Origin of the sequence: Bacteroides sp. MSB163, from assembly GCF_036416795.1 — a bacterium.
Lineage (GTDB): Bacteria > Bacteroidota > Bacteroidia > Bacteroidales > Bacteroidaceae > Bacteroides > Bacteroides maternus.
Genome location: NZ_CP143867.1, coordinates 1,328,936 through 1,345,712 on the forward strand (window position 1 = coordinate 1,328,936; position 16,777 = coordinate 1,345,712).

Consider the following 16,777-nt stretch of genomic DNA (forward strand, 5'->3'; position numbering starts at 1 on the left):
TTATTTGAGTTTATACTTCTGAGTAGTTACATTCCAACCCTTCAATACCAGAACAGCTCCCTCAGTCAACTTTTCTTCCGCCGTTTCAATGGTGACAGTTTTCTTTTCACCCGGAACCAGAGAGAAAAAGTTATCCGAATAGAACGACGGGCGTATCGGACTCATCTTAGAATTGAGGAATTGCAACTGATTAAAGAAAGCGATACCACCGGAGGTATTCTTCAATGTAATGTCTACGAAATAGCGACCGTCTGCCTGACGCGCTTTATAGGAGAGCTTCACATTAGCCGCTTTCAGCTGACTCAAGTCTTCAAATCCTGAAGATGCAGGACCGGTCAGAGTCTTACTGCCTTCATACTTATCATTTGATCTCCAATAAAAGTTGGAAGAAACGTCTTTACCCTTCTCATCCTTCAGCACCAGCTTGATAAAGTGAACCTGAGAGATGTTTTCAGGAAAACGGATGGTCAATACATCATTGGCTACTCCATCTTCCGGAAGATTCACGGGAGCAGATTCTTCAAATACCTTCCGGCTATTGATATCATATACCTGTGCTATCACTTTGTAATTATTAAAAGAACGATAATAATCGTTCACCACAGACACTGTATTCTTCAGATAATCGAACTGGGCATGTAGTGGCTCCAATGAATTGGCTGTATGGTACAAAGAAGCAGTGGGTTCCAAAGACCAATCCCACATACGGGAAGATACCTGACGCATGGAGCAGTTATGATACCAGAACAAGAGTCCGGAACAGAAGCGGTCACCATAATCCAACTTATTGTAATTCCACACTTCCCAGATACTCTTTGAGTTAATGGCACCCAACAATTGTCCTTTCTGAGCAAACTCATCAATAGAGGATGACTTTCCATAGTTGTTCACCAAATCAGTATACATGGTAGTCATTAAGTGGAAACCATTTCCATCCAGATAATCCCACACCTCTTTATTGATAGGCCAGAGATCTTTTTCATCCATCATCTCACGAAGAATCTCCACTGTGGGAAGTGTAGGCGCACCATACTCCGGATTGAAACCATCGACACGGCTTCCACGCGGAGATGCCGTATTTTCATAATGCTGCATCGGATTCACCTGCTTATACGGACTTCCATCATGCACTCCGGCACATTCTGACTGCATCTGATATCCTCGCGTACCGTCCAGCTTGTTCAATAATTCAGGGGTACCTGTAACCTCGGTACTTTCATTAGAGGCTACATAATAAGCCAGAGAAGGATGATTGCGGATACGTTTCACAGTAGATGCCACATTATCCAGATAATTGCCCTTATCGTGCGGATGGCGTGTATCACCCGTCATCCAGAATTCCTGCCATACCAGCAGTCCCATCTCATCACACAACTGGAAGAAATAGTCGGATTCGGCAATACCACCTCCCCACATGCGTAAGAGATTGACACCCGACTGACGGCTATATCGCAGTTCGGCATACGTACGCTCGTCAGAAGTTCTCAACATAGCTTCCGGTATCCAGTTCGTTCCACGAATAAAGAGACGCTTGCCATTGACATAAAAGACACGTGACTTATCAGGAGTATTCGTATCGGAAGTAATCTCACGAATACCGAATTTTGTTTTAACCGAGTCGCAAACTACTCCATCGATGGATACGGTCATTTTCAACTCATACAGGTTTTGAGGACCTTTGTTCACAGGCCACCACAAACGAGGAGAGTTAATCACTAATTGAGGAAATTCATCCGGAGAAAAAGACAAGATTTTCTCTTCTCCACGCAAAACTTTAAGCTTTTTCTCGAAAGTTATATTTTCACCTGTAATCTCACCTCTTACCGTACAATTAATTCCGCTAAATCCGGTAGTAGGGTTTATAACTTCCACAGAAATGAACTCACGTGCCTGGTCGTAACCGGGTTTACGCAGTTCGGACTTCACAAAAGGATGACGTAACGCTACTTTACCAGTAGCATAGAGAGAGATGTTTTTCCAGATCCCCGTATTACGGTCGCGGATACCATCCATGAAAGTAAAATCCCAGCCTACGGTCATCAGCATAGTAGTGTTCAATCCGATATTTCCGTTTCCACCATTGTGGAACTCACCCACTGCACCCCAGGATTTGGGTTTGGCACTGCCGGGAACATCAACCGGATATACTTTTATAGCCAATGCGTTAGCCTTATCTATCTTCACAAAGTCAGTCACGTCAATATAATCCTGCATAAACATACCTTTAATAGTACTGAGCAGATTTCCATTCACCCATACTTCGGCACGATAGTTGATACCATCCACTTGCAACCAGACATGTTTTCCTTCAAATGATTTGGGAACTGTAAATTCAGTCCGGAACCAGTAGGTATAAAAGTCACGACCGGTTTCAGAGATATCCGGTATTAATTTGGATTCGATCTTATTGTTGATTCCGTAATAAGGTTCCGGATATTTCCGGTTATGTACCAATGAATTCAGAACTGTACCGGGCACAATGGCAGGCAACCAGTTCGCGGTCGGGTAATCTGACAATGATACCTTTTCTCCAGGATCTGCTACATCTCCTGCCTTTATCATTTTCCACTGATAGTCTCCATTATGGGTAATTTCCGAGTCGAGCCAGAGGCGTTCAGAGTCTCTGACATCATTTACTTTGGTTTGTCCGGTTACTACTGTCGAATAGGAAAACAACAGTACAACAAAGGTAAGGGCCTTCACCCAACTGCTTATGTTCATCTTATAAGTATAAATAGATTTTCGATATGAGATTATTAAAGTAATGCTATCTTATTCCTCCAAAAGTGCAACGGCACACCAGAGGTAAGGAGCTTGTCCATGATAATCACCTACATTTTGTTTGCGATCATAGTAATACTGTTTGTCGTTCTTCTTATTGGTACCTTCGCAAACAGATTTCACATTATCATTTTCATCTATGTATTTCACCATAGCCATCCATGCTTTGCGGGCAGCGGGTGCATATTCCTTGGCATCCAACCAGCCATTCTTCACTCCTTTAATGAAAGCAAAGGTAAACATGGCAGATCCCGAGGTTTCGAGCCAACAATCGGGATGGTCCAGCAACTGATGCCACAAACCGTTTGAAGACTGATATTTCTTCAGACTTTTCATCATGGTACGGTAACCGTGCAGAATACGTGGACGATATTCACTGTCTTCGGGCAAGCTGCTCAACAATTCAGCCATACCGGCAGCCATCCATCCATTACCTCTTCCCCAATAGAAAGGAACATCCGGAGCATGATAGAAAAGGCCATTCGGACATTGCAGTTCGTCCAGATACATCACCATCTCTCTTGCAGCACGATCTATATATTTACGATCACCAGTAACTCTGTAAGCCTGAGTCTGCACAATAGTAATCATGTACATATCGTCAATCCACAAACGGGTCTGCCAGGAATAACCTTTCCGGTCCCATTCTCTTTCTTTCGGTTTGGCGTTTGCAGGGAGTTGCCATTGAGTATCGGCATAAGGAAGACCCAATTCCAGATAGCGTTGGTCCTTTGTAATCTTATACAGTTCCAAAGGTAAGCTACCAAACATATTTACATCCACATGATTCATGATAGGCAATAGAGCCTTTTCTGTTGTGAACAGAAGTTCAAATCTGTTCTGCAAAAGCTTCACAAGCTCTTGATCATTGGTAAGTGCAGCAAACTTTAACCCTCCATTCCAGGTAAAAGTTTCCGGATAACTAATCCACTTTCCAATATGAAGCATGTGCTTTCCATCTACAAAATGATATGCAAGACGTTTACCGACTTCTCTAGGAGTATATCCCTCAGGAAAATCGGTCAATAAACTTGTTTGAGCGAACACGAACTGAAAAGGAAGTAAAAACAGCAATAATAACGACTTCTTACACATAAGGTTAATTCTTTATTTATTAGACATTAAGAAACACATAATTGTTATCATGGTATAATCTCTTATGAGACGGTTACAAAGATAGCGCACAGTATCTTCTCAATACGAAATAAGCATTCCAATAAATAGAAAAAACATCTCAAAATCGCATAAAAGCCACAATTTTATTCCAAATAAAGCCATTAAATATCAGTCATCAATAAATTTGTTCACTCCGTCATCCTGAACTTACTGAAAAATCTCATTTCTTTGCACAAGTTACTTCTTACATACTTTAGCCGGAGCGTCGCATGAGTTTAAACTTTCCCGGCGATTAGTTGTATAGACAGGGCGTGCAGCATCTATATATCGGACGTATTGCATCTATATATCCAATGTGTTGCATCTATATATCCAATACGTTGTATCTATATATCCAACGCCACCAACATATAGATGCAAAACGAACAGAAAAAAGAAAGACGTTCAAGACTTCCAATACCGATGATTTAACTCATACACCGAAAATTCCGGATGCCCCCTTTAGCCGGCAAAATCCTTCGGAAGTACCCCAAATTGCTTCAGGAAGCATTTAGAGAAATAAGAAGAAGAATTGAACCCGACCATATAACAGATTTCATTGATACGGCTCTCACCTTCTTTCAATAATTGGGCGGCACGCTTCAAACGTTCTATGCGTAAATACTCATTGGGACTCAAGTCTAATACTCCCTTCATCTTACGATAGAAACTGGAACGACTCATATTCAGGCTCTCTGCCATATCATCCATACTGAACTCCTGGTTTGACAGGTTAGAAAGAATTATTTCGTTCAGCTTCTTGATAAATTCTTCATCAGCCTTAGTCAATGCCATTGTATTGACCGCAACAAAAGGAGATTTAGCAAAATCCCTGCGAAGCTTCTCCCGGTTATTTATCAGATTGGAAACCACAGCCAGGAGATATTCCGGTGAAAAAGGCTTTTCAATATAAGAGTCCGCTCCCAGTTCCATTCCCTCAATTTTAGACTGGATATTTGTCTTTGCAGTTAAAAGTATAATAGGAATATGGCTATAACCTACATTCGATTTTATAGTCTTGCAAAGTTCAAAACCATCCATCAACGGCATAACGACATCACTCACCACCAGATTTACGAAATTACTATCCAAAGCTTCCAAAGCCTCTTTACCATTGGTAGCGGTGATTACAGCATACTGAGACGATAACTGACGTTCGATGAAAGCGAGCATTTCCGGATTGTCTTCTACAACCAAAACCATATGTTTGCTTTCTTTCGAATGTTTCCCTTCCAATTTATCATCCGGATAGGATTCACCGGATGTTTCCGCTTGCAACTCTGCATCTTTATTCTCTACATCAGAATCCAAAGCTATGACCATATCCTGAGTGATAGGAAGTGTCAAGCGGAAAATGTTAGCTTCTTCTCCCTGAACCATGACCAAAGTACCGCGATGGAGCTCTGCCAACGAACGGGAAAGAGCCAAACCGATACCCGCGCCTGTAGTAACCTTTCCCTCTTCCTTCTGGCTAAAACGGACAAAAGGCTGAAAGATCTCCTCTTTCATCTCATCAGGAATGATTACTCCGTCGTTCTTAGTCACCACATAGAAAGCCTGCTTTTCCTGATCTACCTCCAGCTTTATATGCATATAACTATCAGCATACTTCATTCCATTATTTAAAAGATTACTTATAATCTTCGTAAAAGCTTCACGGTTGACATGCGCACAGAAGTTTTCATCCGGCAACTCCAATGTAAAGTCGAGACCTTTCTGGCGCGAAAGGGAACTAAATCGCATATAAGTCTCTCTCAAAACATTAGTAATATCACATTTGGTAAAGTTCAGACTGTATCCCTGACTCTCTACCTTTCTGAAATCCAGAAGTTGGTTCGTCAGGTTCAGCAACCTTTCCGTATTATGCTGCATGATATTCAGATCCTCATGAGTTTCCGGATCCAGATGCTTTTTCAGAATGATATTCTCCAAAGGTCCTTTTATCAATGTCAGCGGAGTGCGGATTTCATGTGCTACATTCGTAAAGAAATCTATCTTGGCATTATAAATCTCACGCTCTTTTTCCTGTTCGAACTTCTCAAGCTGACGACGGTGCTGCCTGCTGCTACGTTGCTTGAAATACCAGAAAGTATATACAAAGCAAACAATAAACAACAATAAATAAATGCAATAAGCCCAGATGGACAGATAAAAAGGAGGACGGATATGGATATATAACAACTGTTCTTCAGGTCCCCAAATACCATCACTATTGGATGCTTTCACACGAAACTGATAATCACCATGCCACAGATTGGAATAAGTCACAATAGGGCTTTCCCCCACAGTTATCCAGTCCTTATCAAAGCCATCCAATCTGTACATCAATTTATTCATTTTCGGCACCTGATAACCCAGGGCTGCAATACGGAAGGAAAATGAGTTCTGATTAGCCTGAAGGGCAATGCTGTCCGAGAAAGTAATGCTCTTATCAAGAGGAGTATTCTCTTCATCGGCACGAACTTCTTTATTAAACAGCATAAAATCGGTAATCACCACCGGCGGCAGGTTCTTATTCTCTGTAAATGTCTTAGGATTAAATACAATAAATCCATCAATACTACCCAGATAAATGTTACCGGCTTCATCCTTATAGCTGGAACGATAGTTAAATTGATCGCCAAGCAATCCATTGGCCGTAGTATATCCCTTCACCTGTTTAGTTACAGGGTTAAAACGTACCAACCCACTATTCGTAGTCAACCAGAACAGACCCTCCGCATCTTCTACGATCTGGTAAACGACATCATTAGGCAATCCGTTGGATGAATTATAGCTGGTAAAAGTCTCCGTTTCAGGATGAAACAGACAGAAACCACCTCCCTGCGTAGTCAGCCAGATCTGACGATGGGAGTCTTCAAAAATACTCAAAACCTTATCATAAGGAAGGCTCTCTTGATTACCCTCATTGTGCACATAGTTTTTCCATCTCTTTTCATTCACATTATAGCAATAAGCGCCATTCGCATAGGTTGCCAGCCACAGGTTACCGCCCGAATCCTCCTTTATATCATATACAAACCTGCCTGCCAGTTCTGTAATTCTTTCAAAATCATCCGTTTGCCCATTGTATTTTAACAGACCGAACATCGTTCCCAAATAAATATCACCAGTCGTTGTCCTGCAAATAGCAAAGATGCTGTTATCAATTAATGAACGTGGAGAATCATTTTTCTGGTAGGTTTTCAGGATATTACCGGTATTAGTATCTACAATTTTCAAACCTTTAGAGAAAGTTCCAACCCACAACTTATCACCCACCATACAGAGCCCATGAATATTCGTAAACCCGGAACTAGGTGCAAAGAATGAGAAGGTCTTGGTGCTCGGGTCAAAACGGTTCAAGCCACCATCTTCGGTACCAATCCATAATATGCCCTTATTATCCTGACAAAACTCACGGACCCGCTTACCTTGCAAATTATTGTCCCCATCTTTCGGATAATACTTCTCAAAATAAGTATAGGATTTCGGATAATAATCTACTCCCCCAAAATATGAACCTACCCAGATGCCACTTTCACGATCCTCGCACAACGAATAAACGGCATTATCGGACAATGAATAAGGATCATCTTTAGAACTATGCAGATGTACATACTTGTCCGTACGAAGATTATAGATATAAACTCCCGATTCAGCTCCTATCCACAGTTCATTATCCGAATTTACCAACAGGTCACGGCTATATACCATTTCACCAGTTTCATCCATCAACAGCAAATTTCTCAGGTTACCGGAAGTCAGATTCAACTCCTGCACTCCCTTTCTTATGGAACTTATATAGATGCAATTATATGCTCCCGGAACAATCTTCATGATAACATCATCCTTAAAAACCTCATCACTATCCTTCGGGGAAAGATAAGGATGAAGCGTTTTTAAATTATCCTTGGAATAGAACAGGCCATTGCCATAAAATCCTACCCAGATTGTTCCACTATTATCAAAAGCAACGCTCTGTACATTGGCTGAGAACTCATTCAATGTATAATTATGAAGTTGGCCTTTTTGCGGCTCATAACAGAAGAGTCCCTGTGTTTCGACCGCTATCCATACCCGGCCCTGTTTATCTCCCGAAATAGCGGAAACAGTCCGTTCTATCTTTGTATTCTCCCCACTCAGACGGTCAAATGGAATAAAAATCTCCTGGTCAGAATAATAAATATACACCCCGGCATCTGTACCAACCCAGATATTCCCTTTATTGTCCTGATAAAGACAAGTCACGAAATTGTTTCCCAAACTATGTTTATCAGTCATATCACGTTTAAAGTTCCGGAATGACATCCCATCGTATCGGCTCAGTCCACCCTTGGTACCAAACCACATAAATCCCTTCTTGTCCTGTATAATAGCATTGACTGTAGTCTGGGATAACCCATCCTGAATGCTGAGATTTTTGAAATAGTAATGTTCATCTGCTGCTTGTGCCCAGCAAATGATATAGCAAAGAAAACTAATAAGGGCTATTATTCTTTTCTTCATTTTCGTGCTTTTTATAGATTCATACGTCAAATATAGCCCAATTTGACGATAAACAATAAAAGAAACATTTCAATAAATAGAAATATCGTCCCTTTAAGATTCAAGAAAATCAATCAAACAACGGTTTATCACAGAACTTCGATAAAAATAGCCCTTTTCATCGAAGTTCTGTGACTCAAAACAATCCTCATTCCACAAGTTTAGGGGTTATATACTCTTCACTAATTCTCATGCGGTCCACTCCATCGACATTTTCAAACGAAACTTCTCCGATGTACATGGCACGCGGATGAATGTTATCCTTATCTTTATGAGCATGATAGACTATGCGAAGCTTGCCGGCTTTATCCGTAAACATAGCACTATGCCCCACTCCAACCAGCTTACCGGGCTTTTGCAATAAAGGGTTTTCATCATACTTCGTCCATGTACCCATCAGATCGGTAGCCGTAGCACAGCCTACACCATAAAATGGACTTTCATAACTGTTAGCCGAATAAGACATATAATAAATCCCATTATGCTTAAGAATATAGGAACCTTCATTCACGCGAGGCCAGACTTTCTCCCATTCCTGAGTTACATGGAGGCAAGGATGCATTGTCTCTTTCTTGATAGTAATCAAATCCTTTTCCAACTCTGCTATCCAAATGTTGTTACCGTCATTGAAACGTACAAAAGATAAATAGGGCGTACCGTTATCATCTATAAACAGAGAATTGTCAATACACTTCTCATCAGCAATCATCGGCTCCTTCTTATCCTGAACAAACGGTCCCGTGGGAGAGTCCGCAACCGCTACACAGATATGTTCATCTGCCGAATAATACATATAGAATTTCCCATTTACAAAATAAATCTCAGGAGCCCAAAACCAACGGTCCGCCCAGGAATCTTCCTTATTCAATGCCAACCCTCCATACTTCCAGGTCAGCAAGTCATCGGAGGTGTAAAATTCAATTCCTTTATTCGAATGCGTACCATAGGCATAGTATACTCCATCGTGCAGCAAAATGAACGGATCGCCCAAAGGCACAGGCGTTTCAGTGGCATTGACAACAGCATTGTCAGCACTCTTTTTAGAGGAACATTGACAAGATGCCAATGTTCCAAACATAAACAAACAGACAAGAAATAAATTCTTTTTCATACAATTCTATTTCGATAATACTCTATTGACACAACCTGAATACATTCTTCATTAGTCAGTAAAATGATAGTTATAGGGGTTCCGCTTAAAATGATAACGGTGTCTTGGCAATGGCAACGGGTCTTGCAAACGCAATTCCCAGGCCAACAATTTTGTCAGCAACTCGCTCTGCTTATCTATCAACTTGGGATTTCCAAATAAATTATTAATTTCATACGGATCTTTCTTCAAATTGTACAGTTCCCCTTTTCCATAACTATTCATAATCAGTTTCCAGTCACCCATACGTACCATTCGGGAAGTTCCACTTTGAGTCCATGTATTCAGTTCGTCAAAATGAGCCACTTTATTGGGGCCCAGTGCACCTTCCTGCTCGAAAGTCAAGTTATCGTCCAAAGGAACATCCTCTCCGCCAAAACCTAACTGTACAACAACGCTTGAGAACTCTTCTTTCGGATATTCTTTACCCGTCAACATAGGCCATAAACTCCGTCCCTGAACACCTACCGGTATTGAATCACCTATCGCAGTACAGAAAGTAGGAAAAAGATCGGCCAACGAAACATGCGCATCTAGAGCCTTAGGTTGCTTCTTTATCTGATAGCCTGCCCAAACCATCGGTATTCTGGTTAGAGACTCAGACAAGCCTACTCCCTTACGAATTAGTCCGTATTCACCGCAATAATCTCCATGATCGGACAGGACAACGATGATCGTTTTCTCAAATAACCCCTTTTCCTTCAGATCCTCAACCAAACGTTTGATCTGATCATCAATGAGACGAATCATTCCCATATAATTCCCACGCAACCGAGGCAGGTCTCTTTCAAGATCAGGACAAGAAGCGTCTTCCAGCTCCGCCAGAATCTGATACTTTTCTCCCTTCTTTAATACATCCTTACGTGAAGTCTTCACAGCCGGAATCTTATCCGGTGCAAACATTGAGTAATAAGGTTCACAGACCTGATACGGATTATGCGGTTCAGGGAATGATACCCATACAAAGAACGGATTGTCCTTCTGGCTGTCTATCCATTCTATGGCCTCATCCACAATTCTCGTAGGTTGCTGATCTTTCAAAGGTATAGGCGAAGGTTCCAGATACTGCCCGACTGCCTCTTTAAAGAATTTGGAAATAGCACGCTCTCCCTCCGTCACCGGCTTATTCTTCCCCCAGTGGGAATATTCAGACCAGAAATCCATATCCTTTGAGTTCAGATAAGCATGATTTTTGCCTACCAAAGCTGTCTTATAATGATTCTCCTTCAGAACGGTTACCAAGTCTTTCGCATAATTAATGTCACGCACATTGTGATTGGTACGTACATGAGTTGCAGTTGGAAAACGGCCGGTAAACATGGAACAACGTGCAGGAGTACTGGCCGGCATAACCGTATACGCTTTATCGAACCAAGCGTTCTGATGTGCCAATTCATCGACAAATGGAGTAATATCCATAGGAAAACCTTCGCGTCCACACAAATCGGCACGTTGCTGGTCTGTCATTATCACTACGATATTAGGTTTATCTGTCTGTGCAAACAAAGACAAACCTATTCCCTGGAGAACGATTCCCGAAAAAAGATGCTTTCTAAAATTCATAACTATCTGATTTTAATTAATAACCATATAAAAAAACGACACATACTCCATAACCCCTATAAAGAGATTATGAAGTATGCAGAGACTCAATCATATCAATCCCAACCCGGATTCTGCACCATATTAGGATTCATTTGCATTTCTCTCGCCGGTATCGGAAGACTCCAGTAATGATCTCCTCCCCAGGCATAATTATTAGTTCTGGTTCCCCATATCTGGGTCATACCGTTCATTTTGCCTTCCTTATCCTTATAGAACTTCAGATCTTTCCAGGTCCTCCAACGAATCTCATCGAAATAAATCACGTCTTCACCTATTAATTCCCAATGGCGTTCGTTCATGATACGCTGGTGCATATCTGTTTTTCCTGTAACCTGAGTAAATTCATTGGTTCCTAGTAACTGGGCTCCTGCCCTTTCGCGCACTTCATTCACTTTGCTTATAGCTCCCGGAAGATCATTCAATTCATTCAATGCCTCCGCCCAATTCAACAGAACATCCGCATAACGGATAAACGGCAAATCCAATTCAGAATATATGTTCGGTAACTCTAATCCTTCACCTACAAACTTACGATTTAAGTAATAGAACTTCAAACTTGTATCTGTTTTCAAATCTCCGTATGTGGTATAAGAACGGAAAGGATAACGCATCACATACTCTTTAGGAGTTCCTTCAACCCCACCAAGAAAAGAAGCATAGGGAGTTATAACAGACATTGCCATTCTCGGATCACGGTTTTCATAAGCTTTTTTAATCCTCTCCTCGTTACCGGAAGCATCATATTGGGACATATCAGCTCCCGCAGCTACTGCGTTCTTTCTTTCAGTTTCCGTGATGTTATTCCGCAGGAAATACACCATACGCTTATCAATGCCCATATCATTATATCCGGGGATAATGTCATCCCAATTGAACTTACTACCGTCTCTATTTTCGTAAGACTCGGCAAACTGCGGGTTTATAATATAATTATTCCATCCCAATCCATTGCCTGAAGGGTCAGGCGGCAAGCATCTGTTACCGAAACCTCTGTTCTTTTTCTGCGTATAATCCGGATGGTCCAGACATTGCAAAGAGAATATCATTTCATCGCAACGCTCATTTTCCACCTTAAACAGCTTCTTGTACGACTCCTCACCCGCACCTTTATAGAGTGTATATCCACAATCCTTTACTGCCTGAAAATCATCAGCTGCTTTTTTCCACTCTTTCATCCACAGATACACCTTACCTCTTAAAGCATAGGCTGCACCTTTCGTAATATGCCCGTAATTGGCATCATCCGAACTGTATTTATCCGGCAGATTCGGATTATTGATACAGGAAGTCAGATCATCCACTATATACCCCCAGACTTCATCCTGAGTGGAACGTGCCAGTTTTGCCTCATCAATATCCTTAATCGGATCCTTATAGTAAGGAACTCCATTATACAAGATATTCAGCCTGTAATACCACCAGCAACGCAGAAACATACATTCTGAAATATAGCGGCTTCTTTTATTCTCATCAAATCCCTCGACCGTAGGCAGATTGCCAATCACATCATTTGCCTTGATAATTCCCTTGTAGAATCTCTGCCAGGGAGCAGAACTTCCCTTAACAGAGCTCGGAGAATTTGTCGCGAATAAGAAATTAAAAGTAGGAGCTATACCTATACCGTAGTCCATAGTACTGGACCATATATCAAACCATCCGTTGGCAACATCGCTATAATCCACATACAGTTGATTATACACACCCGCTATCGTCTGTTCCGCCAAGGTAGGAGTCGACCATACATTCCCTTCCGCCGGCTTTCCATTGGGTGACAAATCCATATCTACGCAACCTGCGGTTGACATTCCCACAAGGACCACTGCGGCCATTGTTTTCATCAGACTTCTTCCTCTGTTTATATTAATCTTGTTCATATCATTTAATTTTAGAAAGTAACATTTACACCAAAAGCATATTGTCTCATAGGAGCATAACCCACTCCACTCATCATCTCAGGATCAATGCCTTTGAACTTAGTAATCGTCAGCAGATTCTCTCCCGAAACATAGAAACGCACATTTTGCATACATACCTTCTGTACCCAATCTTTAGGGAGCGTGTAGCCGACTGTCAGATTCTTCAACTTCAGATAATTGCCATTATGCAAAATATGCTGCCCGGATGCACTTACCTGAGCCGCTTTATCCATGGTCAGACGGGGATTCGCCGAAGTAAGGTTTGTCCGCGGGTCATTCGGATTCTCAGGATCATAAAAGTAATGGTCATAAGCCACATCTTTACCTATTCCATATCCAAACCAGGTTATACTGCTATTCTCACCAGACTGATACCAGTTGATTTTGAATCCGGCAGCACCAGCCCAGTTCATAGAGAAGTCAATGCCTTTCCATGACAGATTTGTCTGGAAGCCGAAGTAATACTTCGGTGTTTTAGAATAACCCTGGAAATCCTTGTCATCGTCGTCACCATAAATGCCGTCTCCATCCAAATCTGCATAAATGATATCACCATACCAGATATTACTCTTGCCGATTCCCTGTTTCGGATAGAACTTATATCCGGCATCCGTCATGGCCTGTAACCATTTCATATCATCTTCCGTACGGATCATTCCGTCAGAAGGCCCTCCTTTCGGATTTACCGTACCATCGGCATTAAAATAGTTTCTATCGCCTTTATATACGTTCAGCACATAAAATTCATTGATCATGTGTCCTTCCAGAACACGCTGTAAATCTCCTGTTGAAACCTCACCCAGATTGGTATAATAAGTGGAACCACCATCCGCATTCTGCTGCCATCCGCGGACTAGTTCTCCTTTGTATTTGGTTACTTCATTCTTGTTGTAAGAGAAGTTTCCGGATATGCCGTACGAGACAGAACCGATCCGATCATTCCAACCTAAGGTTATTTCAAATCCCTTATTAGTAACCTCTGCAATATTCTGTCGGGGAGAACTGAACCCAGACAAAGTGGGTGACAAAGTCGGATTATACAAGATACCGTCCGTCAACTTATTATAAACCTCCACTGTTCCACTCAAACGGTTTTTCAGCATAGAAAAGTCGATACCCAGGTTGGTTACCGTAGTTGTCTCCCATTCCAGATTGTAGTTGGAAAAGCTTCCCATACCCAACCCAGGGACCTCCTTGTTGCCAAAGGCATAATGGGGAGCCGTAGCATAAACAGCCTGCCATTCATAGTTACCGATTGAGTTATTTCCGAGTTGCCCCCAGGAAACACGTAGTTTCAGGTTGTCGAGCCAATTCAGCTTCTTCATGAATCTCTCTTCTGACAAACGCCACCCTGCCGAGAAGGATGGGAATATACCCCAGCGGTTCTCCGGAGAAAAACGGGAGGAACCGTCATAACGGACATTCGCCTCAAATAAGTAACGGGAATCATACGTATAAGTAACACGGCCAAAGACAGAACGGGATGAAAACTCTGTAGTGCTTCCATCGATATAATCAGGCTCCGTCAATGCATCAAAGTCTGTAAGACTGGTATCAAGCATTCCTTTCTTACTAATGTCGGTAGTACGTGCCCATTTGCGGAATTCCTCATAGCCCACTAAGGCTGCCACATCGTGTTTACCTTTGAAAATCTGTCCCCAGTTTAAGGTGGTAGTATTTTTCCAGCTCTGATTTCCATCAATATAATATTTCACAGGGTACTCCGCAAGCAATTCGGAAGTAGGAAGAACATTCATCGTTTCTCCACGCTGGAATGAAAATCTTTCCTGATAATCGGAATAATGCCACAAATTCTCCTGCCGATAATGATCGTAGTAGAAGTTAGAAGTCAAATGGAAGTTCTTAAGGAAATCAATCTTAATATAAGGGTTCACGAAGAATTTCGTTGTTTTATAAGAACCTCCCGCACTATTCAGATAATAAACCGGATTGTTGACTACCGGATCTTCTTCAAGGGCTTCGGGAGCTCCATATTTCCCATCGTAATACGGATAAGTTCCCGGTGTACTTTTCTGCATTTGCAAACCTTTCAAATCATCAACATTATTTCTTTCCTGATCTACATGATATCCCCATGCATTCAGCCCCACAGCCAAGAAACTGGTAACCTGAGACTCCAGATTACTGCGCATATAATATTTCTTCATTCCTGAATTCACTACCAGACCGGGATTATCCACATACGTGGCATTCAGGCTATATCGGGTTCTCTTTTCCGCACCGGTAAGTGTAATAGAATGTTCCTGCATCAATTTCGGATTATACACCTCATCGTACCAGTCCGTATTCGGATAGGCCACATAATTCGGGTAACCCGATTCGGATATTCCATTCGGATTGCTGGCCGCTGAACGCCACGTATCAATGGTAGTTTGGCTAAACACCTGTGCCTGCCCTGCATTGTCCGAAGCCTCATTGATAAATTCCATGTAGTCGGCATAGTTTGAAACCATACGGATCAGATTAGCCGGTGTATTGTAGGAGAATTTTCCTGAATAGGTCACGTTGATTTTCCCGTCCGTACCTTTTTTGGTAGTCAATAGAATAACACCATTGGCACCCCGGTTACCATAAATAGCACACGAAGCGGCATCTTTCAGGATGGAGATAGAAGCGATATCATTAGGATTGACATTATTCAGCGACATTTCCATCCCATCGACCAGCACCAATGGTGCAGAATCATTTAAAGTACCTGTACCGCGAATACGCAGAGTAGATGATTCCGAGTTGGGCTTACTGGATGTCTGCATCACATTCAATCCGGCCACCATACCCGATAAAGTAGAGGCAAGCGTAGTTACGGGGCGCGACAAGGTCTTATCATCAAAATTAACCGTAGCAACAGAGCCCGTCAAATTCACTTTTTTCTGAGAGCCATAGCCCACCACTACCACTTCATCCAACAATTCGTTATCGGACATCATCCGGAGATCCAAGACACTCTGATTGCCAACCACTATCGACTGGCTTTTATAGCCGATATACGATATTTCCAAGACGTCTCCTGTAGCCACAGACAATGAAAACTTCCCATCAACATCGGTCACCGTACCCATAGAAGCTCCTTTAACCAGAATGCTGACACCAATAAGAGCCTCTCCGGTATCTCCGTCGATTATACGTCCTGTAATGTTCCGTTCATTTTTTGTTTGATCCGCCGAAAGGACAGATACGTGCACCGTTTCATTTGCCAAAGAAAACGATCCCGCCGCATTCGCAGAAAGACTCCCCATATATATAAGCGAACACACGAGGAATTTTGTATTTACCTGCATAAGATTTAAAGTTTTAATTAAACATCATTTTCAGTTTTCCATAAGACTGGTTCTTCCTGATAGTTTCCGGATACTAACAAGCTGAATCCAGCCATTCAAAGGTAGCGCTTATGGGTAATTTCCGATAGAACGAAAAAATCATTTTATAGAATAATCGAGGCAAAAAGGTATTAGTAGTGTATGCGGCTATACCTCTAACACAAATCTTGTACAAACAGGACTTATTCTTGCATACAGAATACCTGAGATGTACTTGCTCCGTATCAAATCCGTAGTTTCTTCGGTCAGAGGTACCTCTGAGTGGAGAATGTACGGAGCAAGTACGGCTCAGATACGACTTAGAT

At 41.9% G+C, this 16,777-nt stretch carries 7 protein-coding genes; all 7 read right to left on the reverse strand.

The window, feature by feature from the left end; translation table 11 throughout:
• A complete protein-coding gene (locus VYM24_RS04625; RefSeq protein WP_330941586.1) occupies positions 1 to 2,721 on the reverse strand; it encodes a glycoside hydrolase family 2 protein in 2,721 nt (906 codons plus the stop codon).
• A gap of 51 nt (positions 2,722 to 2,772) precedes the next feature.
• A complete protein-coding gene (locus VYM24_RS04630) occupies positions 2,773 to 3,876 on the reverse strand; it encodes a glycoside hydrolase family 88/105 protein (RefSeq protein ID WP_330941587.1) in 1,104 nt (367 codons plus the stop codon).
• 522 nt (positions 3,877 to 4,398) lie between these two features.
• Complete coding sequence (locus VYM24_RS04635; RefSeq protein ID WP_330941588.1) at positions 4,399 to 8,424, reverse strand: hybrid sensor histidine kinase/response regulator transcription factor; 4,026 nt, start codon at positions 8,422 to 8,424, stop codon at positions 4,399 to 4,401.
• A gap of 187 nt (positions 8,425 to 8,611) precedes the next feature.
• Positions 8,612 to 9,574 carry a glycoside hydrolase family 43 protein gene (locus VYM24_RS04640; RefSeq protein ID WP_217712832.1) on the reverse strand — a complete coding sequence of 321 codons (963 nt, stop codon included), beginning with the start codon at positions 9,572 to 9,574 and terminating at the stop codon, positions 8,612 to 8,614.
• A gap of 51 nt (positions 9,575 to 9,625) precedes the next feature.
• Positions 9,626 to 11,176, reverse strand: a complete 1,551-nt coding sequence (locus VYM24_RS04645; protein WP_224321031.1) for a sulfatase family protein — start codon at positions 11,174 to 11,176, stop codon at positions 9,626 to 9,628.
• 95 nt (positions 11,177 to 11,271) lie between these two features.
• On the reverse strand, positions 11,272 to 13,092 hold the full coding sequence (locus VYM24_RS04650) for a RagB/SusD family nutrient uptake outer membrane protein (protein ID WP_217712834.1): 1,821 nt from the start codon (positions 13,090 to 13,092) through the stop codon (positions 11,272 to 11,274).
• 11 nt (positions 13,093 to 13,103) lie between these two features.
• A complete protein-coding gene (locus tag VYM24_RS04655; protein ID WP_330941589.1) occupies positions 13,104 to 16,433 on the reverse strand; it encodes a SusC/RagA family TonB-linked outer membrane protein in 3,330 nt (1,109 codons plus the stop codon).
• Between the last annotated feature and the right edge of the window lie 344 nt (positions 16,434 to 16,777).

Bases quoted from the DNA above. Each gene is read 5' to 3' on its own strand.
- VYM24_RS04625 (WP_330941586.1), bottom strand. From the start codon at position 2,721: ATGAACATAAGCAGTTGGGTGAAGGCCCTTACCTTTGTTGTACTGTTG.
- VYM24_RS04630 (WP_330941587.1), bottom strand. From the start codon at position 3,876: ATGTGTAAGAAGTCGTTATTATTGCTGTTTTTACTTCCTTTTCAGTTC.
- VYM24_RS04635 (WP_330941588.1), bottom strand. From the start codon at position 8,424: ATGAAGAAAAGAATAATAGCCCTTATTAGTTTTCTTTGCTATATCATT.
- VYM24_RS04640 (WP_217712832.1), bottom strand. From the start codon at position 9,574: ATGAAAAAGAATTTATTTCTTGTCTGTTTGTTTATGTTTGGAACATTG.
- VYM24_RS04645 (WP_224321031.1), bottom strand. From the start codon at position 11,176: ATGAATTTTAGAAAGCATCTTTTTTCGGGAATCGTTCTCCAGGGAATA.
- VYM24_RS04650 (WP_217712834.1), bottom strand. From the start codon at position 13,092: ATGAACAAGATTAATATAAACAGAGGAAGAAGTCTGATGAAAACAATG.
- VYM24_RS04655 (WP_330941589.1), bottom strand. From the start codon at position 16,433: ATGCAGGTAAATACAAAATTCCTCGTGTGTTCGCTTATATATATGGGG.